Annotated in this window: 27 protein-coding genes; 11 read left to right on the top strand and 16 right to left on the bottom strand. The window is 47.7% G+C overall.

Annotated features, from left to right (window positions below):
• The first annotated feature begins 30 nt into the window (after positions 1–30).
• Positions 31–2,928, top strand: coding sequence for an aminomethyl-transferring glycine dehydrogenase (gene gcvP / locus ABT58_RS15755; protein WP_047875368.1), 2,898 nt, complete (start codon positions 31–33; stop codon positions 2,926–2,928).
• Positions 2,929–3,145: 217 nt separating this feature from the next.
• On the opposite strand, the gene ABT58_RS15750 is transcribed toward gcvP, so the two are convergent.
• The gene (locus tag ABT58_RS15750; protein ID WP_146147252.1) at positions 3,146–4,600 is read right to left on the bottom strand and encodes a hypothetical protein; all 1,455 of its coding nucleotides are present in this window, start codon (positions 4,598–4,600) and stop codon (positions 3,146–3,148) included.
• Positions 4,601–5,188: 588 nt separating this feature from the next.
• Between ABT58_RS15750 and ABT58_RS23525 the strand changes: the two genes are divergently transcribed.
• The 3 genes from ABT58_RS23525 (at position 5,189) to ABT58_RS15735 (ending at position 6,829) form a co-directional block, all read left to right on the top strand.
• Complete coding sequence (locus ABT58_RS23525) at positions 5,189–5,830, top strand: hypothetical protein (protein ID WP_053063110.1); 642 nt, start codon at positions 5,189–5,191, stop codon at positions 5,828–5,830.
• Positions 5,831–5,872: 42 nt separating this feature from the next.
• Complete coding sequence (locus tag ABT58_RS15740) at positions 5,873–6,289, top strand: hypothetical protein (protein ID WP_047875366.1); 417 nt, start codon at positions 5,873–5,875, stop codon at positions 6,287–6,289.
• Between the two features lie 78 nt (positions 6,290–6,367).
• On the top strand, positions 6,368–6,829 hold the full coding sequence (locus ABT58_RS15735; protein ID WP_047875365.1) for an NUDIX domain-containing protein: 462 nt from the start codon (positions 6,368–6,370) through the stop codon (positions 6,827–6,829).
• 120 nt (positions 6,830–6,949) lie between these two features.
• On the opposite strand, the gene ABT58_RS15730 is transcribed toward ABT58_RS15735, so the two are convergent.
• Positions 6,950–8,347: an MBL fold metallo-hydrolase gene (locus tag ABT58_RS15730; protein ID WP_047875364.1), complete on the bottom strand. Its 1,398-nt coding sequence runs from the start codon at positions 8,345–8,347 to the stop codon at positions 6,950–6,952.
• A 381-nt stretch (positions 8,348–8,728) separates the two neighbouring features.
• On the opposite strand from ABT58_RS15730, the gene ABT58_RS15725 reads away from it, so the two are divergent.
• Together ABT58_RS15725 and ABT58_RS15720 are read left to right on the top strand one after the other, a co-directional pair.
• Positions 8,729–9,247: an ABZJ_00895 family protein gene (locus ABT58_RS15725; RefSeq protein ID WP_047875363.1), complete on the top strand. Its 519-nt coding sequence runs from the start codon at positions 8,729–8,731 to the stop codon at positions 9,245–9,247.
• Positions 9,248–9,397: 150 nt separating this feature from the next.
• The gene (locus ABT58_RS15720) at positions 9,398–9,673 is read left to right on the top strand and encodes a hypothetical protein (RefSeq protein ID WP_047875362.1); all 276 of its coding nucleotides are present in this window, start codon (positions 9,398–9,400) and stop codon (positions 9,671–9,673) included.
• A gap of 41 nt (positions 9,674–9,714) precedes the next feature.
• Here ABT58_RS15720 and ABT58_RS15715 read toward each other — a convergent pair whose 3' ends face one another.
• Positions 9,715–10,608, bottom strand: coding sequence for a LysR family transcriptional regulator (locus ABT58_RS15715; protein ID WP_047875361.1), 894 nt, complete (start codon positions 10,606–10,608; stop codon positions 9,715–9,717).
• 128 nt (positions 10,609–10,736) lie between these two features.
• Here ABT58_RS15715 and ABT58_RS15710 point away from each other — a divergent pair, with 128 nt between their 5' ends.
• The gene (locus ABT58_RS15710) at positions 10,737–11,255 is read left to right on the top strand and encodes a lactoylglutathione lyase family protein (RefSeq protein ID WP_047875360.1); all 519 of its coding nucleotides are present in this window, start codon (positions 10,737–10,739) and stop codon (positions 11,253–11,255) included.
• Between the two features lie 95 nt (positions 11,256–11,350).
• On the opposite strand, the gene ABT58_RS15705 is transcribed toward ABT58_RS15710, so the two are convergent.
• The 5 genes from ABT58_RS15705 to ABT58_RS15685 form a co-directional block, all read right to left on the bottom strand.
• Positions 11,351–12,241 (bottom strand): 6-carboxytetrahydropterin synthase, encoded by an 891-nt coding sequence (locus tag ABT58_RS15705; protein WP_047875359.1) that lies wholly within the window; start codon positions 12,239–12,241, stop codon positions 11,351–11,353.
• Between the two features lie 79 nt (positions 12,242–12,320).
• Positions 12,321–13,013: an acyloxyacyl hydrolase gene (locus ABT58_RS15700; RefSeq protein WP_053063109.1), complete on the bottom strand. Its 693-nt coding sequence runs from the start codon at positions 13,011–13,013 to the stop codon at positions 12,321–12,323.
• A 247-nt stretch (positions 13,014–13,260) separates the two neighbouring features.
• Positions 13,261–13,638 (bottom strand): SpoIIAA family protein, encoded by a 378-nt coding sequence (locus tag ABT58_RS15695; RefSeq protein WP_047875358.1) that lies wholly within the window; start codon positions 13,636–13,638, stop codon positions 13,261–13,263.
• 196 nt (positions 13,639–13,834) lie between these two features.
• Positions 13,835–14,242 carry a hypothetical protein gene (locus ABT58_RS15690; RefSeq protein ID WP_047875357.1) on the bottom strand — a complete coding sequence of 136 codons (408 nt, stop codon included), beginning with the start codon at positions 14,240–14,242 and terminating at the stop codon, positions 13,835–13,837.
• A 155-nt stretch (positions 14,243–14,397) separates the two neighbouring features.
• Positions 14,398–14,865 carry a methyltransferase family protein gene (locus ABT58_RS15685; protein WP_047875356.1) on the bottom strand — a complete coding sequence of 156 codons (468 nt, stop codon included), beginning with the start codon at positions 14,863–14,865 and terminating at the stop codon, positions 14,398–14,400.
• Positions 14,866–15,015: 150 nt separating this feature from the next.
• On the opposite strand from ABT58_RS15685, the gene ABT58_RS15680 reads away from it, so the two are divergent.
• Together ABT58_RS15680 and ABT58_RS15675 are read left to right on the top strand one after the other, a co-directional pair.
• The gene (locus ABT58_RS15680; RefSeq protein WP_047875355.1) at positions 15,016–15,525 is read left to right on the top strand and encodes a M48 metallopeptidase family protein; all 510 of its coding nucleotides are present in this window, start codon (positions 15,016–15,018) and stop codon (positions 15,523–15,525) included.
• A gap of 115 nt (positions 15,526–15,640) precedes the next feature.
• Positions 15,641–16,066 (top strand): DUF3010 family protein, encoded by a 426-nt coding sequence (locus tag ABT58_RS15675; RefSeq protein ID WP_047875354.1) that lies wholly within the window; start codon positions 15,641–15,643, stop codon positions 16,064–16,066.
• 113 nt (positions 16,067–16,179) lie between these two features.
• On the opposite strand, the gene lhgO is transcribed toward ABT58_RS15675, so the two are convergent.
• From lhgO to ABT58_RS15640, 7 genes are all read right to left on the bottom strand, one after another.
• Positions 16,180–17,472, bottom strand: coding sequence for an L-2-hydroxyglutarate oxidase (gene lhgO / locus ABT58_RS15670; RefSeq protein WP_082211122.1), 1,293 nt, complete (start codon positions 17,470–17,472; stop codon positions 16,180–16,182).
• A 108-nt stretch (positions 17,473–17,580) separates the two neighbouring features.
• On the bottom strand, positions 17,581–18,117 hold the full coding sequence (locus ABT58_RS15665) for a P-loop nucleotide/nucleoside kinase family protein (RefSeq protein WP_047875353.1): 537 nt from the start codon (positions 18,115–18,117) through the stop codon (positions 17,581–17,583).
• Between the two features lie 31 nt (positions 18,118–18,148).
• Positions 18,149–18,907, bottom strand: a complete 759-nt coding sequence (locus tag ABT58_RS15660; RefSeq protein WP_047875352.1) for a class I SAM-dependent DNA methyltransferase — start codon at positions 18,905–18,907, stop codon at positions 18,149–18,151.
• A 162-nt stretch (positions 18,908–19,069) separates the two neighbouring features.
• Positions 19,070–19,543, bottom strand: coding sequence for a methyltransferase family protein (locus ABT58_RS15655; RefSeq protein ID WP_047875351.1), 474 nt, complete (start codon positions 19,541–19,543; stop codon positions 19,070–19,072).
• Between the two features lie 284 nt (positions 19,544–19,827).
• Complete coding sequence (locus ABT58_RS15650) at positions 19,828–20,931, bottom strand: alkene reductase (RefSeq protein ID WP_047875408.1); 1,104 nt, start codon at positions 20,929–20,931, stop codon at positions 19,828–19,830.
• 24 nt (positions 20,932–20,955) lie between these two features.
• The gene (gene gloA / locus ABT58_RS15645) at positions 20,956–21,342 is read right to left on the bottom strand and encodes a lactoylglutathione lyase (RefSeq protein ID WP_047875350.1); all 387 of its coding nucleotides are present in this window, start codon (positions 21,340–21,342) and stop codon (positions 20,956–20,958) included.
• A 170-nt stretch (positions 21,343–21,512) separates the two neighbouring features.
• Positions 21,513–22,508, bottom strand: a complete 996-nt coding sequence (locus tag ABT58_RS15640; RefSeq protein ID WP_169749968.1) for an alpha/beta hydrolase — start codon at positions 22,506–22,508, stop codon at positions 21,513–21,515.
• A gap of 305 nt (positions 22,509–22,813) precedes the next feature.
• Here ABT58_RS15640 and ABT58_RS15635 point away from each other — a divergent pair, with 305 nt between their 5' ends.
• Both ABT58_RS15635 and yidZ read left to right on the top strand, forming a co-directional pair.
• Complete coding sequence (locus ABT58_RS15635) at positions 22,814–24,067, top strand: MFS transporter (RefSeq protein WP_082211120.1); 1,254 nt, start codon at positions 22,814–22,816, stop codon at positions 24,065–24,067.
• Positions 24,042–25,004 carry an HTH-type transcriptional regulator YidZ gene (gene yidZ / locus ABT58_RS15630; protein ID WP_047875348.1) on the top strand — a complete coding sequence of 321 codons (963 nt, stop codon included), beginning with the start codon at positions 24,042–24,044 and terminating at the stop codon, positions 25,002–25,004. Before ABT58_RS15635 ends, yidZ begins: the two co-directional genes overlap by 26 nt.
• A gap of 58 nt (positions 25,005–25,062) precedes the next feature.
• On the opposite strand, the gene ABT58_RS15625 is transcribed toward yidZ, so the two are convergent.
• Complete coding sequence (locus ABT58_RS15625) at positions 25,063–25,527, bottom strand: GNAT family N-acetyltransferase (protein WP_229821630.1); 465 nt, start codon at positions 25,525–25,527, stop codon at positions 25,063–25,065.
• Positions 25,528–25,676 lie beyond the last annotated feature (149 nt).

The raw sequence follows: 25,676 nt of genomic DNA, 5'->3' as shown, positions 1-25,676 counted from the left end.
ATTCAGGACTGAACTATTCAGGATAAGACCATGACCGACATGACACTTCTACAAGCACTCAGTGACGACACAGAATTTGCAGGTCGTCACAACGGCCCGGATGCCGCACAACAACAAATCATGCTTGATGCCATTGGTGTGGCCACTGTGGATCAACTGATCGATGAAACCGTGCCTGCCGCGATTCGACTGCCAGACCCCATGGATTTGGCCGCGCCGCAAAGTGAAGCGGATATGCTGGCCGCCCTGAAAACCATTGCGCAGAAAAATACCCTTCATCGCAGCTTTATCGGTCAGGGTTACTACAACACCCACACGCCGAATGTCATCCTGCGTAACGTATTAGAAAACCCGGGCTGGTACACCGCCTATACGCCCTACCAGCCAGAGATCTCCCAAGGCCGTTTGGAATCGTTGCTGAACTACCAGCAGATGATCATGGACTTAACCGGCATGGAACTGGCGAACGCCTCCCTGCTGGATGAAGGCACTGCGGCGGCCGAAGCCATGACCCTGTGTCAGCGCGCCAGCAAAAACAAAAGCAAAGCCTTCTTCCTGTCGAACGACTTGCATCCGCAAACTATTGATGTTGTTCGCACTCGCGCCCATTTTATCGGTATTGAAATCATCTCTGGCAAGGCAGAAGAACTAGACAACCACGATGTGTTCGGTGCCCTACTGCAATACCCTGGGACCACAGGCAACATCACCGATTTAACCGACATCATCACCCAAGCCCACAGCAAGAAAACCTTGGTGGCGGTGGCGTCTGACCTACTGGCACTGACCGTACTGGCTGCCCCTGGCGAAATGGGTGCCGATGTCGTTGTCGGCTCTGCCCAACGCTTTGGTGTACCTATGGGCTTTGGTGGCCCACATGCCGGCTTCATGGCGACCAAAGACAAACACAAACGTACCATGCCGGGCCGTGTGATTGGTGTATCCAAAGATGCCCGTGGCAACCAAGCCCTGCGCATGGCCATGCAAACCCGCGAACAGCACATTCGCCGTGAAAAAGCGACCTCAAACATCTGTACCGCACAGGCACTGCTGGCAAACATGGCCGCTTTCTATGCCCTGTATCACGGTCCGGAAGGCCTGCGTAAAATCGGCCGCCGCGTCCACCACCTGACGGCGATTTTGGCCGCAGGGTTACGCAATGCCGGTATTGCACTGGCGAACGACACCTTCTTCGACACCCTTACCCTGAACACAGGCAAGAAAACCGGCGAGTTTTATCAAAAAGCGCTGGATGCGGGCATGAACCTGCGCCGTTTCCCATGTGGCACCGCGCTGGGTATCAGCATTGATGAAACCACCACAGTAAATGACATTGAAGCCCTGTTGGCACTGTTTGCTGATAGTGAACTGAAAGCCTCAATGTTCAGTGATGACATTGCCAGCGACGAGTTTGCCGCCATTCCACCCGCGTGCCGTCGTACCAGCCGCTACCTGACGCATCCAGTGTTTAACCAGTACCACAGCGAAACGCAGATGATGCGTTACATGAAAAAGCTGGAAAACAAAGACTACTCACTCACCCACGGCATGATCCCTCTGGGCAGCTGTACCATGAAGCTTAATGCAGCAGCTGAGATGATCCCTGTGACATGGCCTGAATTTGGTGCCCTGCACCCGTTTGCGCCTGCTGATCAAGCCAAAGGCTACGCCGAGTTAGCAGACAAGCTTTCCGCGATGCTGTGTGAAATCACCGGTTACGATGCGTTCTCGCTACAGCCGAACTCCGGCGCACAAGGGGAATACGCCGGCTTGGTCGCCATTCAGCGTTACCATGAAGCCAACGGCGATGCGCACCGTAACGTATGTTTGATCCCAAGCTCTGCCCACGGCACGAACCCGGCTTCAGCGGCCATGGTATCCATGAAAGTCGTGGTTGTCGGTTGCGATGAGCAAGGCAACATCGATGTGGAAGACTTGAAAGCCAAGATCGCCCTGCACCGCGATAACCTCTCTTGCATCATGATCACCTACCCGTCGACCCACGGCGTGTATGAAGAAGCAGTACAAGAAGTGTGTGAACTGGTGCATGAAGCCGGCGGCCAAGTGTACTTGGACGGCGCCAACATGAACGCACAAGTTGGCCTGACCAATCCGGGCTTTATTGGCTCTGACGTCTCGCACCTTAACCTGCACAAAACCTTCTGTATTCCACACGGCGGCGGCGGCCCGGGCATGGGCCCGATTGGTGTTAAAGCACACCTTGCCCCGTTCTTGCCTGGGCATGTGGAAAAAGAGGCCACTCAACCGCAGCATGATCAATTGCAATACGCGGTCTCAGCCGCTGATTTAGGCTCTGCGTCTATCTTGCCTATCTCGTATGCATACATTGCGATGATGGGTGAAGCGGGCTTAACCGAAGCCACCAAACTGGCAATTTTGAATGCCAACTACGTGATGGAGCGTCTTCGCCCGCACTACTCGGTGCTTTACCGTGGTACTCACGGCCGCATTGCGCACGAATGTATTATCGACATTCGTCCGCTGAAAGAAGCGTCTGGCATTACGGAAGAAGATGTGGCGAAACGCCTGATGGATTACGGTTTCCACGCGCCTACCATGTCGTTCCCAGTTGCGGGTACGCTGATGATTGAGCCGACAGAATCGGAAGATTTGTCTGAACTGGATCGCTTCTGTGATGCGATGATCGCCATCCGCCACGAAATCACCCGTGTACAAGACGGCGAATGGGATGTGAAAGACAACCCATTGGTGAATGCCCCACACACACAAGCTGACCTGATGGATGCCGAGTGGAACCGCAGCTACAGCCGCGAAATCGCCTGTTACCCGTCTGCGCATGCGAAAGCTGCCAAATACTGGCCAACCGTCAACCGCGTCGACAACGTGTTCGGTGACCGTAACTTGGTGTGCTCATGCCCAAGCATTGAGAACTATATGGAAGAGTAAGGGTTGGGTTTCTAACCGTTAAAGCAAAAGGCGAACCGAGTGGTTCGCCTTTTGATAGTTAGTTCGTAATAATGACATTAAAACTAAATAAATATAACTACAACTTACATACTATATATTTATATAGTTCCCACAATCAAACCACTTACCAGTAAGAATATGATTAGATAAACTAAAGTAGATGACGCCACAAGCGTATGGTCAGACTTATTATTCTTTAAAACTCCACTGAAAAATCTATACCTAGCAACTCATGGCACTTTTTCTTGAGGCTATCTTTGTAGATCCAGTCTTTATCATCATGATGTCTACCTTTATTAAGCTCAATAACCTTAATAACATATCCATCTGTATCCATAATAACAAAATCCACAATGCAATATCTTAAATATGACAGTTCGTCCTTTGAAAAATATCCCTCAACAACCTCAAAACCAGAACTCCCAACATATGAGATCATACATATATTACACACAATATAGCAACTATCATATTGACGCACTAATGACTCAAATTGCAACTTTTCAGCATTTGAAGAAAATATTCTGAAACTGCTCTTTTTAAATACGACCTCTTTTTTGATACATTCTACATTTAACTCATATGAATGTTCAATTGAAATTTCTGCACAATTCAAATCAACACAAAAATATTTATCACCTCGAAACTCTATTGATAATGCTTTATGTTTATTATTCCTCTTAACCCCAAGGGGCTGTACGCTACATTTTAAACCATTTTCTAAGCGTATTTTTATCCCCATAAATGCATCCAAAACATCACCAATTTGTTTTTCGTAGTGATCAATGTTAAATGATTTAGAAACCACTCCCTTATCAACAAGCAACTCAATGATTTTTGATGTTTCTTTTGGTGACTTTGACCTACTTTCCATTTCATATAATATTAATGTCAGCTCTTCGAAATTTTCAGGTTCATATGAGAGAATTTCGGCGATAGTTTTAGGCAAACTATTTTTATGTATATGAAAGAGCTTACTACTTTCAATTTTCTTATTATCATCGAACAAACATGATGTTTCATTTCTAATGAAAAGCTCAAGAAGTCCGATATTAACATCAATATAATCCAATAGCTTTACATTCCACTCTGAGCATGCATTACAATTACAGTAATCAAAATACACCTCATCAGATAAGTTTAAATAAAATCGAAATTTATGCTTAGTTAACAGATGAAAACACATCAGATGATGACATTCACTACATTTTATTTCCTGAGAATCACAAGGATGGGTGAGACTACATTGAATTATTACCCCACATACAGGACAATTAACCTTGTGCACATATGTAATCAATTCGCAACCCATTTCATTATTATTAATAATTTTTTCTGCAACGCTACGTGTAATGTCAAGCTTGCTTAATATTTGACTATAGTTATAATTAAGATTATAACCATAACTTCCCTTCAAAACACCAAGTACTAATATCTCTATCTTTTCAAAAGGATTAACATCAAACAACTCATAAAGTTCCTCCTTTGTTAAAGATAGATTTTTCTCATGTTTTACATACAGAAACTCTACGATGCGACGAAAATGAGTATGCAGTTCCTCATTATCAGGATTTATATTAAAAGCTGATATCGGCCGTTCTTTTATAATCATTTTTAAATTAACTATAAAATCAGAACGATACAAATCCACTATAATTGGCTCCAACTTGTTAGATACATTCATATTTTACCCCAGATATTTCTGATGTGTTGTTTTAAGTTATAAACCTCTCTTTGAGAACATTCAAATAAATTGGATTAAATCAAAGAGATTCAAATATATACAAAAATCAAACATGATATGACAATGTGATGAGATTACGCTTAATTAAAGATGTATATTGTCAATAAAAAGAATAGCATTTGGTTATATCGTTCACATAATTATTAGAGAACCTAAATTACTCACACTTCTGCCCATGAACCAGCACATCTCAGTCGCACCGCAGCAGTCTCATTCTATGATGCGGTATTAGCAACATTAAGGATTGCGCTCACCCTCGACGCTTGTTATCACCCACCCTTTTGCATGGCGGTTAGTGTGCAGGCAAACCCAAGTTACGGCCAACGTTACGACCAGAGTACGGCGGACACGACTATGCAGCGTATGGGCTGGAGCTGATAGCAACAAAATTGAGGCCGTCGTCGTAGAGCCGGAATAACACGCTTTATCAGATAACAACATTTGTTACGGTTAGAGTCTGTAGGGTTAAACCATGAAGAGAGACAAGGAAGTCTTATGCAGTATCGACGCGCCACCACAGACGACATAGGCAGCTTGATTGCGCTGCAAAACAGTTGCCATATCACCAATGTCAGCCGAACTGAAAAGTCGGACGGTTTTCTTAATACCGTACTGCCTGCTGAACTGCTGCGTACTGTCATTAATGGCGAGCATGCAGTCTTTGTGGCGGAAACCGTACCTGTTCTGCAAATCAATGAGGAACAGCCCCATTCCGGCCAAACGCATGCAGGCCAAACACTGTCAGGTGACACCAAGTCAGAAAGTGTTACCAAAATTGTCGCGATGGCGGTGTGCGCGTCCTGGGGATTTTGGTCATTCTCAGAGAGTCTTAATCGCATTGCGGAGCAACTGGTGCAGGTGCCTTACAACAAAGGGCCACTGACGCAATCCAACAGTTATTTCTGGGGGCCGGTGTGCGTCAGTAAAGCCTGTCGAGGTCAAGGGGTGTTTGAAGGGCTGTTTGCCTTTAGCCTGAATGCCATGCAGCCCCACTACCCGTTTGTTTACACCTACGTACATACCGATAATCTGCGCTCGTACGTGGCACATACGGAAAAGGCGGATTTCGTTTTTACTCAGCACATCGCCATTAACGGTCAAATGTTCTGTGAAATGGTGCGTGAAACCACAACCTGACAACATGTCACAGACTGTGGCGCACATGATGATGGAATATCATTGCTTAACAATAAGTTGAAAGTTATGCTCTCCCCCATTCTGGCTAACAAGTTGTATCTTTCAAGCTGTATTCTTCAAGCCATACATGTAGATACAACACCTTCAGTTGAGCAAAAAATGGGACCTAATAATAAAACGCTACTCATCAGATTTATCTTCTTAATTGGGCTAACCAGTTTTCTGGCGTTCGTGGGTTATAACTTCGCGACAGAAGGGATACATGATGCGGTCATTTTTACCCCAGTAATCGATGATTTTATGTGGGGCATACTCTGCTCATTGATCGGTGTCGTTAGCTTCTTGATTGCGTATAAAGCCTCCTCACTGTTCACGAAATCTCGGTATGTTCTGCAAGGTGCGTTTTTCTTACTGGGCGGGATCAGCATGTTGTTTGATGGCATAAATGCTGTTTTGTAAGGCAAGACGTTACGAAACGCCGGTATGCCGGACTACCGGAACGCCGGAACGCCGGACCGAACAAGACAAGGAATCGTCATGCAATACGGACAACAACACCATATTGATATTCAGGCACAAGCGGCGGGCGCGGTGATCATAAATGCCAACCATGAAGTGTTACTGGTGCAAGAGCTGACAGGCAGCAAAAAAGGCTTGTGGCATATTCCTTCTGGCAGTGTGGAAGCGGGTGAATTCCCCCAGCAGACCGCCCAACGTGAAATAGAAGAAGAAACCGGATTACGACTGACCTTGCAACAGTACATCAATACTTATGTCGGGCGTTTTGATGATGGTGAGCTGGTATTACGCCACGCTTGGTTGGCTGACTATGATGGCACACAAGTGATCTCACCTCGCTTTCAGCAGGAGATTGGTCGAGCGCAGTTTTTCAGCCGTGAGGCCATTCATGCTCTGTATACCAATCAGCAACTACGGATGCATCATACCTACCTGATGATTGAAGATGCGTTTCGGCTTCGTGAGGCGTTACGCTATTAACCGGCAGCAGCATCAAAAGCTTTAATCTTCACAACCGCCAATAAAACCATCACACGCATAAAAGAAAGCCCCGTCATTGGCGGGGCTGTTTGATGACCTGCAACCGAACTTAGCAACTCACTACACGTACACTTTCTCTCCGTATTTTACGATGTGGACGGGTTTATCTAGCTGTTCTTGAATCACGCCTTTGAACACTGCCTGTTTCTCCGCCTCGCCGTGTATCAAATACACCTTCCCTAACTGTTCAAACTCACTCATCCATGCGAGCAAATCGGTCTGATCTGCATGGGCTGAAAATCCGTTGAGTGTGTGTATTTGAGCATTCACATTGATAGTTTCATTAAAAATCTGGATGGATTCCGCCCCATCTATCAGCTGTCGCCCCAACGAGCCTTGCACCTGAAAGCCAACAAAAATGACACTGTTGCGCTCATCCCATAAACGGTGCTTGAAGTGATGCAAAATACGGCCACCGGTACACATGCCGCTGCCCGCAATAATAATGCAGCCCTCTTCCTGTTTATTAATGCGCATGGAGTCTTTATTTTTGAGTGAATATTGCAGATAAGGGAACTCAAAAATCGCGCCATCACGTAGCAGTATATGTTGTGCTGTGTCATTCAGTTCTGCGTGATAATGGTTATAGATCTGCGTGGCACGTATCGCCATGGGCGAATCTAAGTACACTTTACAGGGGGGCAGCTCTTTGTCGTAATACATCTCTTTGAGCAGTAGCAATACCTCCTGCGTCCGCTCAACCGCAAAGGATGGGATCAACACATTACCCCGGTTATTCAAGGTATTGATGATGATGTCTTTAAACTCAGTGATGGTTTCATCTAAAGGACTATGATCACGATCACCATAGGTTGATTCAATATAAAGCGCATCCGCTGTTGTAACGGTATCCGGCGGCGTCATGATCAGATCCCGACGGCTGCCAAGATCCCCACTGAAGACCAAGGTTTTTTTATGGCCGTCTTCGTTGATATCGATTTGAAGGGTGGCCGAGCCAAGAATATGCCCGGCATTTCTGAAGGTCACGGTAACGTCAGGCGTTAACTTAATGGCTCTATTGTAATTGGCGTATTGAATGATTAAATCAAACACCGCCTTCACATCATCACTGGTATAGATAGGAGGAGGGATCTGTTTTTCGCCCCCCACTCTTCGCGCCTTTTTCATTGCCGTTTTATAATCCTCTTCGGCAATTTTGGCGCTGTCTTTTAAAATGACCTCCGCCAAATCCATGGTTGCGCGCAAGGCGATGAGCCGCCCATCAAACCCTTCTTTTACCAATTTCGGCACACGTCCGACATGATCTAAGTGCCCGTGGGTGAGTAAAACGATGTCGACATCGTTAGGATCAAAATCAAAGGGCGCATACGTCTGTTCTTCATTTTCACCTTGAAAATAACCACAGTCGATCAGAATGTTAGGCCCGTTGTCGAGTTGTAGAAAGTGGCAGGAACCGGTAACCGTCTCTGCGGCACCAAATGACTGGATAAAAGACATAAACCCCTCCCTAGCGACGATGCGTTAACAATAGCTGCGCTAACAATAGTATTGCTCGCATTGCTAAGTCTTTGACAGATTGCAGATGTGTTCAGGCTTTCATAAAGATAATTATCACTATTCATTGAAACGTTCCGTGACAACGCACTAATAATCCGTGTTTTCATAGAATAGTGCACATATAAAATCTCACATTCATTAGGGCTCATACCCCACGCCTAATTCGTATTTTCAGGTACATGCATGTCAACCACAGATATATTCCGCAAGGAATGAATATTGCTGAGTTTAGAGGGCGCTCGGAGTTTCTCATCGTGTTCGTTGCGCGATCTGCTCAGGCGTAGATACTGAGACAAAACGTAATAACAAGGAATGTGTTACATGACCAACGCCACGCGTCCCCCATCATGTGTCTCTGTCAAAAAATACGTCAGGATGTTCACCCTGCTTTATGCCGTGTTACTCATCGCCTTCCAGGCCATCGTGACGGCTTATGAGCTGGATCTGGGTAGCAGTGCAGGAATTGGGATCCTCGTCGGTGCCGTCATGGGGGCATCGGTAAAGTTTGTGACCGAGCAGCAACGCGCGCCCAATAAAATCGAAAAGCGCCGACTGGTAGGTTACTGCCTGTTAGTCTCCTTGGTGGTATCTTTCGCTTCAATGTTGGTTATGGTGGCCTTTTATGCGCGCGAGCTGTTCTTTGTTGAGCTGTATTACTTATGGACGTCGTTCCCATTTTGGGTATGGGGTGTGGGTGCGCTGATTACCCTTCTGATACATTGGATGGTGCTGGCTATCGGCTTTGGCTGGACGGCCAATTTGCAGGTAAAGCAGCTAGAAAAGCAAAAGCAGAAACAAGCACAGAAGCAGAAAGAAAAGCGCGCCAAACACGCAGGGTAATCGCAAGAACAGGCATCGCCTCGCTTTCTTTGGCTATTGTGACTGTTCTTTGGCTATTGTGAGCGATAGGTGTGTTCCGTATACTCGAACGCACTTATTTCTCATCTTGTGTTATCGCCTTGCGACCTGCTGTATTCAGCCTATTTGCTCATGAGTTATTCTGACATCCAAGAAAAAATTGCCAGCTTTACCTGTATTGAAGAGGCGCTCACCTATTTTGATATCGGCTTTGACAGTAAATTCATCAATGAATACCGAACGCCCCTAATGAAAGCCTGTCACGGTTATGTGCTGCTCGCCAAACCGGATGACTGGTTCTCTGCCCGCCGCGCGTTTAAAAATGGCTATTGTAAGATTCAACGTGGCCGTTTAGATCGCCACACCCGCTCTGCCTGCCGTGGCTGTACAACATGCCAACGCCGTTAACGCTGACACTCTAAAGCCGTCTATCCTATTCAAGCAGTAACCTATTCAGCAGCAAATTTCGCTTCTAACGCATGAATGATTTGCTGATAACGGGCAGGCAAATCTCGGTTACGTTTAGTGACGAGATACAGCGTTTCGACCACCGGTGATTCTGGGGTATGCACAGCCAGTTCCTCTTTACGCGGAAACGCATGAATCGCACTTTGTGGCAGTACGGTAAAACCGATCCCTTCGGCGACAGGCAGCAAGATCTGACTGAGTTGGTTGATATAACTGACGGCTGGCACATCATCCACATTCATGTTGGCAAATTCCGCATTCCCGCATTGCTCAAAGTACAGTGAGAGATAATGCGCTGCGTCCGGGTGCATCACGGCTCCACATGTTTTCAAGCTGTCAGGCGTTACGGGCGTGGTTGCCATGGCCGTTGGCAATGCTAGACATAACGGTTCCTGCCCCAAGACTCGGCTGTTATACAAACTTGGGTTAGGTATGTGCGTGACGATACCCAGATCCACCGTTCCCGCTTGCAGGCCATCGAGGATCTTATAGTTCGGAGCCACTTCTAATGACATGGTTAATTTGGGATGGGCTTTTTGCAGCGTCAGCAAATGGGGATACAGCCACAGCGCCAGTGATCCCGAACACGACACTCGGCACGTCCCTTCAAACGGGTCATCAAAGCTTAAGCTATCCAGCAACTGCTGCTCTTCTGCGGCAACCCGTAAGGCGTAGTCGTACACCATGCGCCCCTGCTCGGTCAGTTCGAACTGCTTGTTGATACGCTTGATCAAATCATGCCCGCAGGCTGCTTCCAACTTTTTGATGTGCTGACTGACACCCGGTTGCGTCATGAAGAGTTTTTCGGCGGTTTGGGTGAAATGACCGATCTCAATCAGGGTTTTGAACGTATTAAGCCAGACGGGATTCAGCATGCTGTCGTACTCAAGCAGTTAATAAATTTCCATTATTATAATGACTGCTCGCCATAACAGCTATTTCTGATTAGTGCTGTTATCCCTTCCTCATCGTCAATCTGCCACCAGCAAGCAAGAGGTGAAGTATGTCATCGCACACACCCGAAAGACCCTATCCTCGCACTTTTTCCCATATTGGTATTTCCGTGCCCGATCTCGACGCCGCCGTTAAATTTTATACTGAGGTGTTAGGCTGGTATTTGATCATGCCACCCACAGATGTCGTCGAAGATGACTCCGCCATTGGCGAAATGTGTACCGATGTATTTGGCGCAGGCTGGGATCACTTCCGGATCGCGCACATGTCCACCGGTGATCGTATAGGGGTGGAATTGTTCCAGTTCAAAAACCAGACCAATCCTGAAGATAACTTCGAGTATTGGAAAACCGGCATCTTCCATTTCTGTGTGCAAGATCCGGATGTGGAAGGATTAGCGGAAAAAATTGTGGCTGCAGGCGGGAAAAGACGGATGAAAGCGCCACGCTACTATTACCCGGGCGAAAAACCCTACCACATGATTTATATGGAAGACCCATTTGGCAACATTCTGGAGATTTACTCTCACAGCTATGAGCTGCACTACTCAGCCGGTGCCTACAAATAAACCACGCTTACAAATAGCCCCTGCTGACCAACGAATACAAAAAAGCCCCAGCACACAGGCTGAGGCTTTCATTTATTAGCTTGAATCGTGACCGATTACTGTTGGCGACCTGTACTGGTGGCCATTGCGCCTTTACCGACACCTTCATAAGCAACCACTTCGATAGCTTTACCCATCGCCACACTGTCACTTACTTTTTCTGCCATGTATTGCGCCAGCAACTCAACCGTGGTGTCCGTTTCCAGCATGTCCGCTTCAGCACGGGCAATCGCCAGCTCAAACTCACCTTGTGGTGCGGTGTAACGGAAACCATAGTGGGTGGCATCCGTTACCGTTGCATTCTGGCTCAGGTTCAATGACGCGACTGAGCATTCGTCTTCGCGGCTGCCCAAGTAGATATCTTGCCACTGACTCGCCCATTGCTGTTCAAGCTCTGCATCACGCTGACCATCAATAAACAGTTCAACCGGTGAACGGTGACCGTGGGCAATGCGCTGACAGTTACCGTCATGCTTTTTCAAGCCATGACTATAGTGGTAAAACGCGCCATCAATACGCTCATGACGCAATGTTAGCGCTAAGCCTTGCACGTTCTCTGGCAGCTTACCTGCCAACACCTGATACAGGTGTTCTGTAACTGACTCAATACTCACTGACTCGGCGTCAATCAGACAAAATGCTTGATCCGGGCAATGCAGGTGGATGCTGTTTTCGCCACGCAGCAAATCGACCGTTGAGTAACCAGGCTGGGTCGGGGCAATGCGAATAGCTTCGCTGCGGCTAGGCACGATCAAACGGTGGTCGACATATTCATCCACAATCTGTTTGATCTGCTTTTTCACTCGGCTGAAATCAAGCACCATGCTCATTTCGTTCAGCTCACCCGACATCACCACATCGAGGATCCAACTTTCTCCTACCATGCCTCGCGCTTCGCACAGGTACGATGCGTCGATAACCGTAAGATCTCTCACAAATAGCTTCAAATTGAAGTCCTTATTGATTCAGGTTGCGGCATGGCATTATACGCAGCTTAATTTCTGAGTAAACAGGTAGGTTAATCCGTCAGAATCGGTAGTTCACCCCTGCATACGCTGAGCTGACACCTTTCAATTGTGACTCAACCGTGACTGCTTCACCGCTCTCAGTTTCTGCCTGCCATGAACGTCGTGTTGACGGCATCATGGTGTGTCGCAGCCCTACTTCCAGCGCCAAACGTTGTGTCACTTCCCAGCCTAAACCTGCCTGCACACCGAACACGATACCGCTGTCGTCGTAACTGTCAGGGAAGTCCGAATCTGTCTCAGCAAAAGCGTAACCAAAGTGTAAGCCCACAAAAGGACGCACATTCAAATTGGGCTTAAAGAAGTGATCAGCACTGATCACATGCAGCATGGCTTGTGTGTCGTAAGCATCTTTGCCTTCAAACTGGGTGGTCGAACGGTGAAATTCAAAACTGTAATACACACGCCCTGTGTCATTGGGCATATACATACCAATATCAAACGCACCAAATGCACCAATACCACCGTCATCAGAATCCACAGTACCGCCATTGGCAAATACAGCACTGTCATCGTTACCCATTAGGCTGCCGCCACCGCGCACACCAAAAAAGTATTGTGATGCATTCTTCTCAGATTCCACCGCTGGTGCATCTGTCGCCTCAGCCCATACGGTTGCAGGAAGCAAAGATAAGCACAGCGCACAGCCTAATAGGGCTTTCTTGTTTGCTCGTTCTGTTTTTAAATGGCTCATGATGTGGTTATACCCCAAAAATAAACAGCAAACGGCTTTTCACCATTTGCCGAACAATAAAAGGGTACACCCAACGCGTAATCGGTTGGGTATACATCCTTGTTAATCGGTGAGCTGTCTTTAATGGCATCACTTTTATCTTATGCAAACGACAGCATCACACCTTATGCATCCATGTTAATTCAATCGATATTTCAAGGCCATACGAATTTTTACTCGTAACCCATTTTCCCCTGAGTCTGCTACCTTACACACGCAACCAATTTATCGCATCGATAGAGTCATCAAAGTAGCGGACTTCACCGCTAATGAACCAGCCGCCGACCTTACTCATAACTTCTTGCCAACGCTGGTTGCCATAAATGGCGACTTTGTGAAATTTGCGCCCGTGTTTTAGGCCCAATTTCAAATCGTCCCACGCGGCTTGCAGTTGCCAACCTTCAAATTCGGTACCGTCGATATAAACATTGATGATGGGATGCTCTATTCCTTCCATGGCATCTTCAATGAGTGGCGTTATTTTTTCATAATCGCTATGCGTCAGCGTACCGATGGCTTTAATTTCCATGAAGATTTGGTTGCCGACTTGTTCCACATCAATATGAATACCGTGTATGTTGGTCATACCCTGCCTCCTGAGAATGTGTAATACGCGCTTGCTGTCTCAAGTGTATACCTAAGTGGCTATGACAAGCACAAAAAAGGGCACAATCGCTGCGCCCTTTCGTCTGGGTTACCCTTACACTGATTTATCCATCTGGCCCATTTAACTCATCCTAAATCTGGATGCTCCGTCTGGAATGCTCACAGCCATAAAAGGTTTAGTGAGTCAGCATGGCTTCAATGGCAATCAACTGGGTACTGGCTAAGGGAATATCCCGCGCCAACAGCCCGTTTTCTTCATAATGCACTTCAACTTCGCCGGGTAGAGACTCCAGCAATTCGCACAATTCACCCAATTGGTATTCGTCCACATCCTGCGACAAAATCACTTCTGCCCGCACTATTTCACTCAACTGAAAGCCCGCTTGTTTGATGGCCATTTTTAACGCCACAATTTCGCGTTTAGCTTGTGATAGCAGATGGAGGTGTTTGTTGGCACCACAAGGTTGATCGTGCTGAAAAGCCGGACGTATGAATGTGACATCATCCCCTTTGGCAAATAAGCAGGCTAATGGTAAACGGAGCATTGGCAGCACATTTTGTTGCCATGTACATTTCAATCCCATCGCTGACTCCTTATGATTACAATGTGACGACAAACGTGATATGCATCGCATCTCTATTAATCATAGTCAGGATTTTTTCACCGTGTTGTCATGGTACCTTGGTAACTGGCTTCGCTTCTCTTTAATCCGCCAATATTGCGCTCGCTAACCAGTCATTAACACCAACGTCTCACTTCTTGGCAGTATTTCGTGTAACGCTTACCAAACATTGCCTGCAAAACTTCTTCTTCCGCCGCAATCTGGAAATGATTCATGTAAAGGACAAAAAGTAACAACATGATCACATTTGATAGCGCAGAAAAGTACACAAAGGCCGCCAACAAGAAGCACAGTAAAGCAAGGTACATCGGATTACGACTATGCTGGTAAATGCCGGAGGTCACCAATCTCGACGTGTTCTTGGGATAGCGCGGATCAATGGTGGTATTGGCAATAGCAAAAGAGCGCACAGCGGCTAAGCCCAACAGGACACCCACCAGACACAGGATAACCATGATTCCCCACTGAACCTGCGTCCACGGCTCAGGGAAAGCAAAATGATAATACGGCCAATAGTGCGACAAACCATACATACCGGCCAAAGTCAGCAACATCAGTAATGGTGGCGGTAAACGTAATTCCATGTTCTTATCCTTGATTCTTCTTGATGCCATTCGATGATTTCATTGTGTATCCTCTTCTTCCCACCTTGCTTAGCGATTCAGCCCTGATCTTGCACGCGGTTGGTTAGGTCGTTAAAATCCGCCCTTTCCATCATCCATAAGCGAACAATAATGCAAGAACTCAAATACCTGCAAGGCTATCCCGCCAACCTGACGGCTCAGGTTCAAAACCTGATTAAAGAGGATAAACTGAAAAAGTTCCTGCTAAAAAAATACCCGCATTGTCACGATATTCAATCAGAAAAAGCGCTTTATGACTTTGTGATGGAAATTAAAAACCAATACCTGCGTAAATCCGCACCGATCAGCAAGGTCGCCTACGACAGTAAAATCCACGTGGTAAACCACGCGTTGGGTTTGCACACCTTTGTGTCTCGCGTGCATGGCAACAAACTGAAAGCCAAAAATGAAATTCGCGTGTCATCTATCTTCAAAAATGCGCCCTTGCCTTTGCTGCGCATGATTGTGGTGCACGAATTGGCACACGTGCGCGAGAAGGAGCACAATAAGGCGTTTTACCAGTTGTGTTGTCACATGGAGCCCGATTATCACCAGCTGGAGTTTGATACCCGCCTGCTGCTGACACAGATGGATAACGCCGGGTCGATTTACGCAGAGTGATCCGATTTCAGGTATCGGTAAGGCATAAGAAAATATCGGCTGGCCACATGAAAAATCTGACATTTGCCACACTTTTGCCTACAATACCCCGCTAACTAAATATTTAGGTGTTTACATGAAAATTTGTGCTGTTGAGCTACGTAGCAACGAAGCAGTAATCTGTCTTCTTACAAAAAGTAACGGTCTGTTTGATATTCCTGAGTGCCGTTCACAAAAGTTCATCATGCAGGACTCGCTGGACAATGAGCAGATGCGCAAATTCCAGCAGACGTTCCACAAGCTACTTGAAGACTACCAAATTGACCGCGTTGTGATCCGTGAGCGCGAAACCCGTGGTAAGTTTGCAGGCAGCTCTGTAGGTTTCAAACTAGAAGCCGCTATTCAGTTGATTGACGGTGTTGAAGTGGACTTCATGTCTAACCAAGACATCAAGCAAAGCATGAAGCGTAACCCACTGGGTATCGACTTCCGTGCAACTGGCCTTCGTCAGTTCCAAGAAGCGGCATTCATGACTGGCTATGCGTACCTTAGCCAAAAATAATCACGTGTTTGCATCCTCGTTATGATGCCTCTCGTGTCAAAAGCCAGCGTTCGCGCTGGCTTTTTTGTGGCTCGACATTTTGTACGTGCAGCAAAAACCATACACCCCACCCTTTATAGACTGGCTTCCTTATCAGCCACTTTATCGCAAATGTACTGGCCAATCGGAATCGCTGAAGTCGCTGCAGGTGATGGCGCATTGCACACATGCAAACTATGCGCACTTTCGGCAAACAGAAAATCATGGACTAAGGAGCCATCTTTTAAAACGGCCTGAGCGCGGATCCCCGCCGGATATGGCAGTAAATCCTGCTCGGTAATTTGCGGGCAGTACTTATTCACCAACGCTAAATAACCCGGTTTCCACCACGAGTTTTTAAACTCTTTCAGTCCCACCTTCAAATGCTTCGCAGTGACTTTCCAAAACCCAGGGAAGCCCAGCATGTCGCGGATATCCTGCCAGTCCACATTCCAGGTGCCGTAACCTTCTCGCTTCCACCCTTGCACCGCATTGGGTCCGACAGTCACAGAGCCATCAATCATGCGGGTTAAATGCACACCCAAAAATGGCAAATCCGGATCGGGGATAGGATAAATCAGGTGATTGACGATCTGATTGTGTTTTTCAGGCAGACGGTAATATTCACCACGATATGGGATGATTTGAAAGTCGGTCGGCAACCCCATCATGTGCGTCATGCGATCGGCCATCAGACCTGCACAGACCACCAAGAAACCACCGAGATAAACCTGTGACGATGCTTGTTCTACACGCACCGTCTCAGAACACACGGTCACGCGCACACCGTGTTGCGTATCTTCCAGCCCTGTCACCGCCGTATTGAGCATCACGCGCCCACCCAACGCTTCAAACGCCGCCGCCATTTTCTCGGTGACTTCACGGTAATTGACAATACTGGTGGTCGCGACTTTGATTGCGCCTAATCCCACAATATTGGGCTCGGCCTCGTTCAGTTGTGCGGCATCTAACAATTGCACATCAATGCCATTGTCCAGACAGCGGTCGTACAGTGCCAACATACGGGTATATTCGGCATCATCCGTCGCCACCAGCAATTTGCCACAGTTTTCGACCGCGATATCGTGTTCCGCACAGAAGGCTTTGGTCGCCTCAACACCTGCTTTACAGAACGAGGCTTTCAGACTGCCCGGCGCGTAATAGACACCGGCATGGATCACGCCACTGTTATGGCCTGTTTGATGGCACGACAACGCCGCTTCTTTTTCTAACAATAAAACGGATTTGTCCGGATAACGTTGCTGCAATTGCCACGCCGTCGAAACACCGACAATCCCCCCGCCAATGACAATGTAGTCATAGCGTGTGTGATCATCGCTTTTATGAGCGTCGCTTTTATGAACATCACTGATGGCTTCCTTTCCCATCTCGTTATTCTCCTTTCAACGCAGCTCTCATCAGAGCGCGCTATTCATCAAAACGTATAACTAGAACGCACGATAAAAACGCACCATTAGAATAGTTCTAGAATAGTTTTAGAATAGTTCGCAACGCATCAATGCTTCGAGCAACGCACGTACCGATACGTCAACGGATTCGCCTTGGGTATCAATACGAATAAGTTTGCCGCTGGTGATAGCCTGTGCATCCCAAGGTTCATAATGTCGCTGCTGTACATCGGCCCAGGTTGGCAACGCCATATTCGTCACGGTATTTTCGCGATGTTCTACGCGAAAGCGGTGTTCATTTTGATCACCGCAATACACTTCGATGTTGAGATACTGCGCCCCAGCACTTATGGCGACTTGTTGCCATTCTTCACGGGTCAGCGAAATAGGGTTACAGCAGTCTGCTATCACACTGTTCCCTTGCAGCAAATTGTCTTTTGCCACACGGTAACTGAGGCGGTATCCCTCGCCCTCTACCTTGAACTGGCACAAGTCTCTCAACGCTTGTTCGATGGTATCAATCCGCAGATATACCGCGCCGGTTTCACGGGCGAGCCTTTGTGCCAAGGTAGATTTGCCTGCACCCGGCAAGCCAGAGAAAATAAACAAGATCGGGGTAGTCATTCACACTCCTTGTGTTATATCGCTGGCGTGCTTAAGCCGGTTTTTGACAGGCGATAAAGATGAAATTCGGCTTGGTTGACAAGAACGCGTAGTGATCGGCCGACATGGCTTTTACCGCTTCACTCACCATGCCTTCATTCATCCCCGTCACCACCATACCGCTGCCTGAAATGGCTTGCATGATCTCAGTCAGTGAACGGCGGTAGAATTGCACATCCACCGGTACCCCAACGGTATCCCACACATCGCGCACAATTTCACGCTCGAAATAGTTACCCGAAGTAGAGCATTCAATATCTGCAAACGGGTGATGGGTGGAGAATACAAAGCGGCCGCCTTTTCTCAGCACACGCGCAATATCAGAAAACAACGGCGTCAGATCTTCCAGGTAATGGATCATCAGCGGTGAGATCACCAAATCCATACTTTCATCGGCTTCGTTAGGCAAACCCGTTGACAAATCTTGCGCGTAACACGTGACACGGTCACCAAAACTGCCACTAAACTTACGATTCACTATCTCGACCATCTCTGGTGAATAGTCGATACAAGTCAGTTTCTCTGCTCCATTATCCAGCATGTATTGTGCATATACGCCGGTACCACAGCCCAAGTCCAGCACATCACAACCAGCAACCTCACCGATTAATGCTTGCAGTGACGGACGTTCATAATGGGCGTTAAAAACATTATCTTGTACCGCCGCATCATATTGCTCTGCATACTGGCTATACAATTTACTGACTGGCGCTGGGTTACCTGAAGGCTGTTTCTCGAAAGACTTGGACATCGACTTATCTCATTGTTTATTCATTACCTATAACGGCCTATGATAAATCGACTGGATAATTTGTCCTATGGTTTCCTCTCATCGCTGATTAAAAACCTCGTCTAAACGTCGTTCTCTCTCTTCTGCCATCCCGAACCGTATCAAGCCGTATCACAAGCAGCATCATAACCAGCGCCGTACTTGTTGGCAGTATTCCACGTAAACGACACCGAATTTCTCCTGCAAGAATGCTTCTTCCGGTTTAATTTGAAATTGGGTGATATAAACAATAAAGCCCGCCACATACAGTAGTAATAGCGATGCACCCTGCAACACGGCAACACCCAGTAAGCTCATTGCCATGGCGACATACATTGGGTTGCGGGAATAGCGAAAAATGCCGGAATCCACCAGCGCAGAAACTCCCTCTAAGGCATAGGGATTGACCGTGGTTTGATGGCGTTTAAAGCTGATAACAGCGAACACAATTATCGTGACCGCCGCAGCCCATACCCAGCAGGCTAACCAAAGTTTGGTGCCTGCATCTAATGCTGAACTATTGGGGTTTTCTACCGATGCCCCGTTTCCTGTCACAATCATCAAACCGGCGACTATCGCAGTCACTAAGAGTGGCGGTACTTTTAAGGCTAATGTCATGTTGTTTTCTCCCTGTCATCACGTCTGTCTTTCCGCTTCAAAACGGGTGACAAGGACAGGTTACAAGGCGTCTAACATGAAAAATTGAATAAACAAGCTACGTGATAGGATTATCGGCGATGAAGATAAGCAAAAAAATCGCAGCATGTTGAAAACAACACGCTGCGATTTCTATGGTTTTGTCACTGTGAGACTGTCGCAGTGAAGCTGTCGCAGTGAGACTGCCACAGTGAGACTGCCACAGTGAAACTGTCGCAGTGAAACTGTCGCGGGGTCTTACCTGATTATGCTGACGTGTACGCCGGGTAATCCGTCAAACCTTGCTCTGCGCCACCAAACAATGTGTTTGGATCGTGCATCGCTAATGGGTAGCCATGCTGAATGCGGCTTGGTAAATCTGGATTCGCAATGAACGGACGACCAAAACCAATCATGTCAGCCCAGCCTTCCTGCAAGGCCGACTCTGCTTTTTCTGCATCGTAACGACCCGCATAAATCAGCACACCTTTGTAGGCTTCACGCACAGCGTGTTTGAATGCCATCGGTGTATCCGGTGCATCATCCCAATCCACTTCTGCAATGTGAACATATACGACATTCAGTGAATCAAGCAGTGCCGCTGCAGCAGTGTAGGTTTCAACAGGTGTGGCATCCACCGTGCCGTTCAGTGACGTAAACGGTGCCAAGCGTACACCCACACGATCAGCGCCAATGGCATCTGTCATCGCTGCGACGACTTCACCCAAGAAACGCAGACGGTTTTCAATCGAGCCGCCGTATTCATCGGTACGATTGTTGGCTTCTGAATCAATGAACTGATTGATCAAATAACCGTTTGCAGCATGCAATTCAATGCCATCAAAGCCCGCTTCCATCGCATTCACAGCCGCTTGGCGGTACTGATCAATCACGATTTGGATATCCGCTTTGGTCATGGCGCGTGGTTCAACCACATCCACAAAGCCCGGCGCATCGGTACCATTATCGATGAACACTTTCACGTTTTCTGCTTTCAGTGCAGAAGATGAAATAGGCTGCTCACCGCCAATGTTGTCTGGATGAGTCACTCGGCCTACATGCCAAAGCTGTGCAAAAATCGCCCCGCCTTGTTCATGCACGGCGTCAGTCACTTTTTTCCAGCCCATGATTTGCTCTGGTGTATAAATACCCGGCGTCCAGGCATAGCCCTGACCCATTGGCGAAATCTGTGTGCCTTCTGCGACAATCAAACCGGCAGAAGCGCGTTGTGCGTAGTACGCCGCCATCATGTCATTGGCGACATTACCTGGCTGGCTGGCACGAGATCGCGTCATTGGCGGCATCACAATACGGTTATTCAGCGAAAGTTGACCCAGTTGAACGGGTTGAAACAAGGCTTCAGTATTCATAACAGTCATGATTCACTCTCTCAATTACGCGTCAGTTTGGATCAGTTCGATTTGGTAACCATCTGGGTCTTTCACAAAGGCAATATGTGTTGTACCGCCTTTCACTGGGCCCGGCTCACGGGTCACGTTACCACCCAGTGTTTTGATCTTGTCGCACGCCGCATAGATATCATCCACACCCAGTGCGATATGACCGAATGCCGTCCCCATGTCGTACTGGTCGGTATCCCAGTTGTAAGTCAGTTCAATCGTGGTGCCGCTTGGATCGTTTTCATAACCGACAAATACCAAGGTGTAACGGTATTCCGGATTTTCTACACGTTCTAACAGGCTCATGCCCAAAACATCGGTGTAAAACGCGATAGAGGTGTCCAGATCCGTCACGCGGATCATCGTATGTAAAAACTTCATGCTGCATCCTATTAAGACATGGGAATGTATGTGCAATGTGTCATCGCTTTCTTGATAAACATCCTAGCGTGTGAAAATAGCCAACTGAAATTATCATTATTTCTTATCTTGATAATTTTTTGTTATGTACATTCAAACGCTGCCACTAGCCCATAAGATCCTATTAGGCTTTATCGCAACGTGTTCACCATGTCGAGAATGGTACGGTTCACTAAATCAGGGTTATCCAATTGGATGTAATGACCCGATTGCTCATCGGCCAGCACGACCGTATTGGATGACTGTGCCGCTACCTGACGTTGCAGGGCAACCCACTGCGTTGCAAATGTCGCATTCTCCTGTGCACTCAATCCTGCATCCTGATGCGACGTGGCATAAATCAATGCCGTCGGCATACTCGCGCCATCACCCGCTGACGGGTTACGTCTTTCCATGAGGTTGTCTGGGATCGAATTCAACTCAAGCAGCATCGACTCGACATGTGGCAAACTCGCCAATACGCCTCGGTATTTCGCTACGCCTTCTTCCGACAAACCTGGGTTCGGAATTTCATTGGGCGACAGTGCCAATAAGCCGATCTTTTGCATGACAGAGACCACTTGGTATTCCTCTGCCGCCTGCTGCATTTTCTTCTGATGTATGGCGCGTAAATCCTCCGACTGTTCAGCGTGTAATGCATCAATGAGCACCAACCCAGCAACGTCTTCACGGTGTGTTTGGACATACGCCTGCGCCAACAATCCACCAAAAGAGTGACCGACCATGATATAAGGCGGAGCCACATTCGCCGCATTCAGTAACGTTGTGAGTTCTTCTACACGGGTCTCCACACGCACGACCGCTTCTTCTTCGGGATTAATCTCACTCCATCCCAACCCAGAACGGTCATAAGCACATACCTGTGTCGTGGTGCTAAGTACCCCGTGTACTTTTTCCCAAATAACGGAGAAATCCCCGGCGCCCGCTTCCAAAATAACCGTTGGTGATCCGGTTCCTAAACAGTGCAGGTGCATATTAAACCCACCGACATCGACCCATTGACCTAACGGAGTATTGCTCTGCTTAATGGCCGCCTTCGCTTGGCTGCCTTGCCACACCACCAACGCAACATAAGCCGCCATGCCAAGTACGATTACCCCTACCACCCATTTCACTGTCCGTTTCACCGAGCGCATCTTGTTCCATCCCATTCAACGTCAATTAAGTAGATAAATGCTATCATGCACTCATGGTGCAACTTGGTATACACAGGGAATTTTCAAATGATGTCACAGTGCCTGTGTCGACTTTGACACGCTGTCAATCATCAATGGTTCGATGCGAGCACTCATTGTTTACCGCTTATTTTCTGAGCGTTTGTCGCCTATTTCCCGAGCATTTGTCGCATAAGGAAATACCTGATGTCAGAAAGGTTACTCGCTGTCTTTCTTCATCCTCACTATTATCGCCGCACTGATTTTGTGAGGTTGTCATGTTTCGATATCTGCTTTGTAGCTTTGCCTTTGTCTTGCTTTACCCAACGGCGATTGATTTGTATTTAGTGGGATTACCGCAAATCGCCCAAGATCTTGGTGCGAGTGAATCCCAGCTCCATATTGCGTTCTCTGTTTATTTAGCCGGAATGGCCGCTACTATGCTGTTTGCCGGTACACTGGCCGACCGCATTGGCCGCAAACCCGTCGCGATGGTGGGTGCCGCCATTTTTGCTATGGCGTCGTGGTTAGGCGGCCAAGTAGACAGCAGCACACCTTTTTTGCTCGCCCGCTTTGCCCAAGGCATTGGCGCAGGGGCCTGTTATGTGGTGGCATTTGCAGTATTGCGTGACACACTGGACGACCAGCGCCGCGCCAAAGTGCTGTCTATGCTTAACGGCATCACCTGTATCATTCCAGTGATTGCGCCAGTTGTTGGGCATCTCATCATGCTGTATTTCCCATGGCCGACCTTGTTCACCACCATGGCGGCAATGGGGGTATTAGTCTGCTTACTGGCGACAGGCGTACTCAAAGAAACCAATCCGAACCGACGTCACCGCACAGACCGAGTCCTAGAGAAACAGACAGAGACCGACACACAAGAAACCTTTACCACACCGTATTTTATCAGCCGCATGCTGATCAGCTCACTGGCTGTCACCGTGATTCTGACGTTTGTGAATGTGTCTCCGACCGTGCTGATGAACGGCATGGGGTTCTCGCGTGGTGAATACGCCTCGACCATGGCTCTGACCGCATTGGTCAGTATGATCACGTCTTTCGCAACCCCGTTTGCCATGGCATGGGTGGCACAGCGCACCTTGCAGCTTTTATCACAAGGGCTGTTTGTGTTGGCTGCGATACTGCTTGCCTCAGCATCACTCTATGATTTGCACAATATGGTCACGCTTGTGGGTCTTGGGATGATTTGTGCAGGGTTCTCAGTAGGGTTCGGCGTCACCATGAGTCAGGCTCTCAGCCCGTATGCTCGCCGTGCCGGGATGGCCAGCTCTCTGTTGGGCATCGCGCAAGTGTGTAGCTCGGCTTGCTTTATCTGGCTGATGGGCTTGTGTGATGTAACGGGCTTAGCCATGTTGATCGGCATTTTGCTCACCACTGGCATTATCAATGCAGCTTTACTACTATGCGTGGCAACACCGCCGCGATTATCACAACAAGCACCACAAAAACCACAACAACAATCACCACAAGCCGCTGAGCCACATGAAGAAATCTCTTGCTCGTCTTGATTTGAATTTGCTTTTCACCCTGCAGCTGTTGCTGCAGGAGTTGAGCGTGTCTAAAACCGCGAAAAAGCTCAACGTTACCCCCTCGACGGTCAGTAAGTCCCTCAATAAACTGCGTGACTGGTTTGATGACCCGTTGTTTGTCAAAACGCCGCAGGGATTAAGGCCGACACCACTGGCAATGAGCATGGCGCAAGATCTGTCTGACTGGATGCAGATGGGCAGCCAATTGTTAACCAAGCGGGGCGATGAAATTCCTGATGGGGTACAATTCCACTTAGCGATGGAATCCCCTATGCTGCTGATCCACCTGCATGCCCTGTCGCAGCAGATCTACCAACGCTACCCAAATGCGAAGGTCAAAGTCAGCAGCTGGGATTACGATTCGTTAGAAGCGATCATTCAGGGCGATGCGGATATCGGTTTTACCGGACGAGAAAGCCATCCACGCTCGCGCGAGTCGTTAGATTTACTGCCTTATTTCGTGAATTTTGAGGTGCTATTTTACGATTTACCCATGGTGTATCTGCACAAAAATCACCCCGCCTTACAGGCCCAGTGGGATCTGGATGCTTTCTTGCAATACGGGCAAATCAATACATTGTGGGAAAAGAGTGAAAGCTGGGCGCTGGATGAAATTCTGAAAGAAACGGGACAGTCGCGCACGATCGCGCTCACGCTGGAAACCTTTGAACAATCGCTGTTTATGGCGGCGCAGCCGGGACAAACTTTGGTCACCACTGCACCACAATATTATCAGCACTACTGCCGTCAAATGCATCCGGATCTGGTATGCCTACCAATCCCGATTGATACCATCGCGCAAGAGAAATTGAAAATCCCGTTTACGTTAATCTGGCACAAACGCAATAACCAGAACCCGAAAATCCAATGGTTGCGGGACGCGATTAAAGCGCTCTATCAACCCATAAATACATAAGCCATTTTAAATAGAAATACTCAAACGGGATTCAGAGCAGTATGAATCTGAATACCCGTTAGTGATCATCCCCGGCATAAATCCACATAGACGCGGTTTGCCCGGCTCGCTCAAACCCAAGGGATTCATAAAAAGCGATGGCTTTGCCGTCAGCAGTCAGCATTTGTTGATGAAAGCTGGCATAACGGGTTTGCATAAGTTGCATCATCTGGCGGCCAATCCCCTGCCCTTGTACATCCGGATGTACCAACATGTGCGGGTAATATACCACCAGGTGTCCATCTGAAATGGCATTGCCGATACCCACTAACCGCCCGTTCAGGCGAGCGGTCACCAAACTGTCGGAATTAAGTAAAGCGGGAATAAGCTTTTCAGGAACCTGAGCCGATGACCATTCATTGGCTTGATAAAGCGCGATCACCTCAGCCAGCTCTATGTCACGACTGAACGTCACTTCCAGCATTTGATTTTGCGTATGGCTCTGAACCGTACCGACGCAATTAAGGTTGTCTTTCTGTTGCATGGCATTCCTTGCCCTGTTGAAAAATTGAACTCACCATGATGCCAAATGCCCCGATGAATTCAATGGCTATTTGGGTACAAGTTCATTCCAACAAGCTCTTTTCATTTGCCCATATAAATTCGTTTTTGCATAGTGATAATGACTTAACC

The sequence above is a fragment of the Photobacterium aphoticum genome (assembly GCF_001029435.1).
Classification (GTDB): Bacteria; Pseudomonadota; Gammaproteobacteria; order Enterobacterales; family Vibrionaceae; genus Photobacterium; species Photobacterium aphoticum.
Note: the sequence above shows the minus strand (reverse complement) of the source record. Positions and strands in the feature narration are given on the sequence as shown.

What these genes read in the sequence shown, in the direction of transcription:
- gcvP (WP_047875368.1), top strand. Translation starts at nt 31, where the DNA reads ATGACCGACATGACACTTCTACAAGCACTCAGTGACGACACAGAATTT.
- ABT58_RS23525 (WP_053063110.1), top strand. Translation starts at nt 5,189, where the DNA reads ATGCAGTATCGACGCGCCACCACAGACGACATAGGCAGCTTGATTGCG.
- ABT58_RS15735 (WP_047875365.1), top strand. Translation starts at nt 6,368, where the DNA reads ATGCAATACGGACAACAACACCATATTGATATTCAGGCACAAGCGGCG.
- ABT58_RS15730 (WP_047875364.1), bottom strand. Translation starts at nt 8,347, where the DNA reads ATGTCTTTTATCCAGTCATTTGGTGCCGCAGAGACGGTTACCGGTTCC.
- ABT58_RS15725 (WP_047875363.1), top strand. Translation starts at nt 8,729, where the DNA reads ATGACCAACGCCACGCGTCCCCCATCATGTGTCTCTGTCAAAAAATAC.
- ABT58_RS15720 (WP_047875362.1), top strand. Translation starts at nt 9,398, where the DNA reads ATGAGTTATTCTGACATCCAAGAAAAAATTGCCAGCTTTACCTGTATT.
- ABT58_RS15715 (WP_047875361.1), bottom strand. Translation starts at nt 10,608, where the DNA reads ATGCTGAATCCCGTCTGGCTTAATACGTTCAAAACCCTGATTGAGATC.
- ABT58_RS15710 (WP_047875360.1), top strand. Translation starts at nt 10,737, where the DNA reads ATGTCATCGCACACACCCGAAAGACCCTATCCTCGCACTTTTTCCCAT.
- ABT58_RS15700 (WP_053063109.1), bottom strand. Translation starts at nt 13,013, where the DNA reads ATGAGCCATTTAAAAACAGAACGAGCAAACAAGAAAGCCCTATTAGGC.
- ABT58_RS15695 (WP_047875358.1), bottom strand. Translation starts at nt 13,638, where the DNA reads ATGACCAACATACACGGTATTCATATTGATGTGGAACAAGTCGGCAAC.
- ABT58_RS15690 (WP_047875357.1), bottom strand. Translation starts at nt 14,242, where the DNA reads ATGGGATTGAAATGTACATGGCAACAAAATGTGCTGCCAATGCTCCGT.
- ABT58_RS15685 (WP_047875356.1), bottom strand. Translation starts at nt 14,865, where the DNA reads ATGGAATTACGTTTACCGCCACCATTACTGATGTTGCTGACTTTGGCC.
- ABT58_RS15680 (WP_047875355.1), top strand. Translation starts at nt 15,016, where the DNA reads ATGCAAGAACTCAAATACCTGCAAGGCTATCCCGCCAACCTGACGGCT.
- ABT58_RS15675 (WP_047875354.1), top strand. Translation starts at nt 15,641, where the DNA reads ATGAAAATTTGTGCTGTTGAGCTACGTAGCAACGAAGCAGTAATCTGT.
- lhgO (WP_082211122.1), bottom strand. Translation starts at nt 17,472, where the DNA reads ATGGGAAAGGAAGCCATCAGTGATGTTCATAAAAGCGACGCTCATAAA.
- ABT58_RS15665 (WP_047875353.1), bottom strand. Translation starts at nt 18,117, where the DNA reads ATGACTACCCCGATCTTGTTTATTTTCTCTGGCTTGCCGGGTGCAGGC.
- ABT58_RS15660 (WP_047875352.1), bottom strand. Translation starts at nt 18,907, where the DNA reads ATGTCCAAGTCTTTCGAGAAACAGCCTTCAGGTAACCCAGCGCCAGTC.
- ABT58_RS15655 (WP_047875351.1), bottom strand. Translation starts at nt 19,543, where the DNA reads ATGACATTAGCCTTAAAAGTACCGCCACTCTTAGTGACTGCGATAGTC.
- ABT58_RS15650 (WP_047875408.1), bottom strand. Translation starts at nt 20,931, where the DNA reads ATGAATACTGAAGCCTTGTTTCAACCCGTTCAACTGGGTCAACTTTCG.
- gloA (WP_047875350.1), bottom strand. Translation starts at nt 21,342, where the DNA reads ATGAAGTTTTTACATACGATGATCCGCGTGACGGATCTGGACACCTCT.
- ABT58_RS15635 (WP_082211120.1), top strand. Translation starts at nt 22,814, where the DNA reads ATGTTTCGATATCTGCTTTGTAGCTTTGCCTTTGTCTTGCTTTACCCA.
- yidZ (WP_047875348.1), top strand. Translation starts at nt 24,042, where the DNA reads ATGAAGAAATCTCTTGCTCGTCTTGATTTGAATTTGCTTTTCACCCTG.
- ABT58_RS15625 (WP_229821630.1), bottom strand. Translation starts at nt 25,527, where the DNA reads ATGCAACAGAAAGACAACCTTAATTGCGTCGGTACGGTTCAGAGCCAT.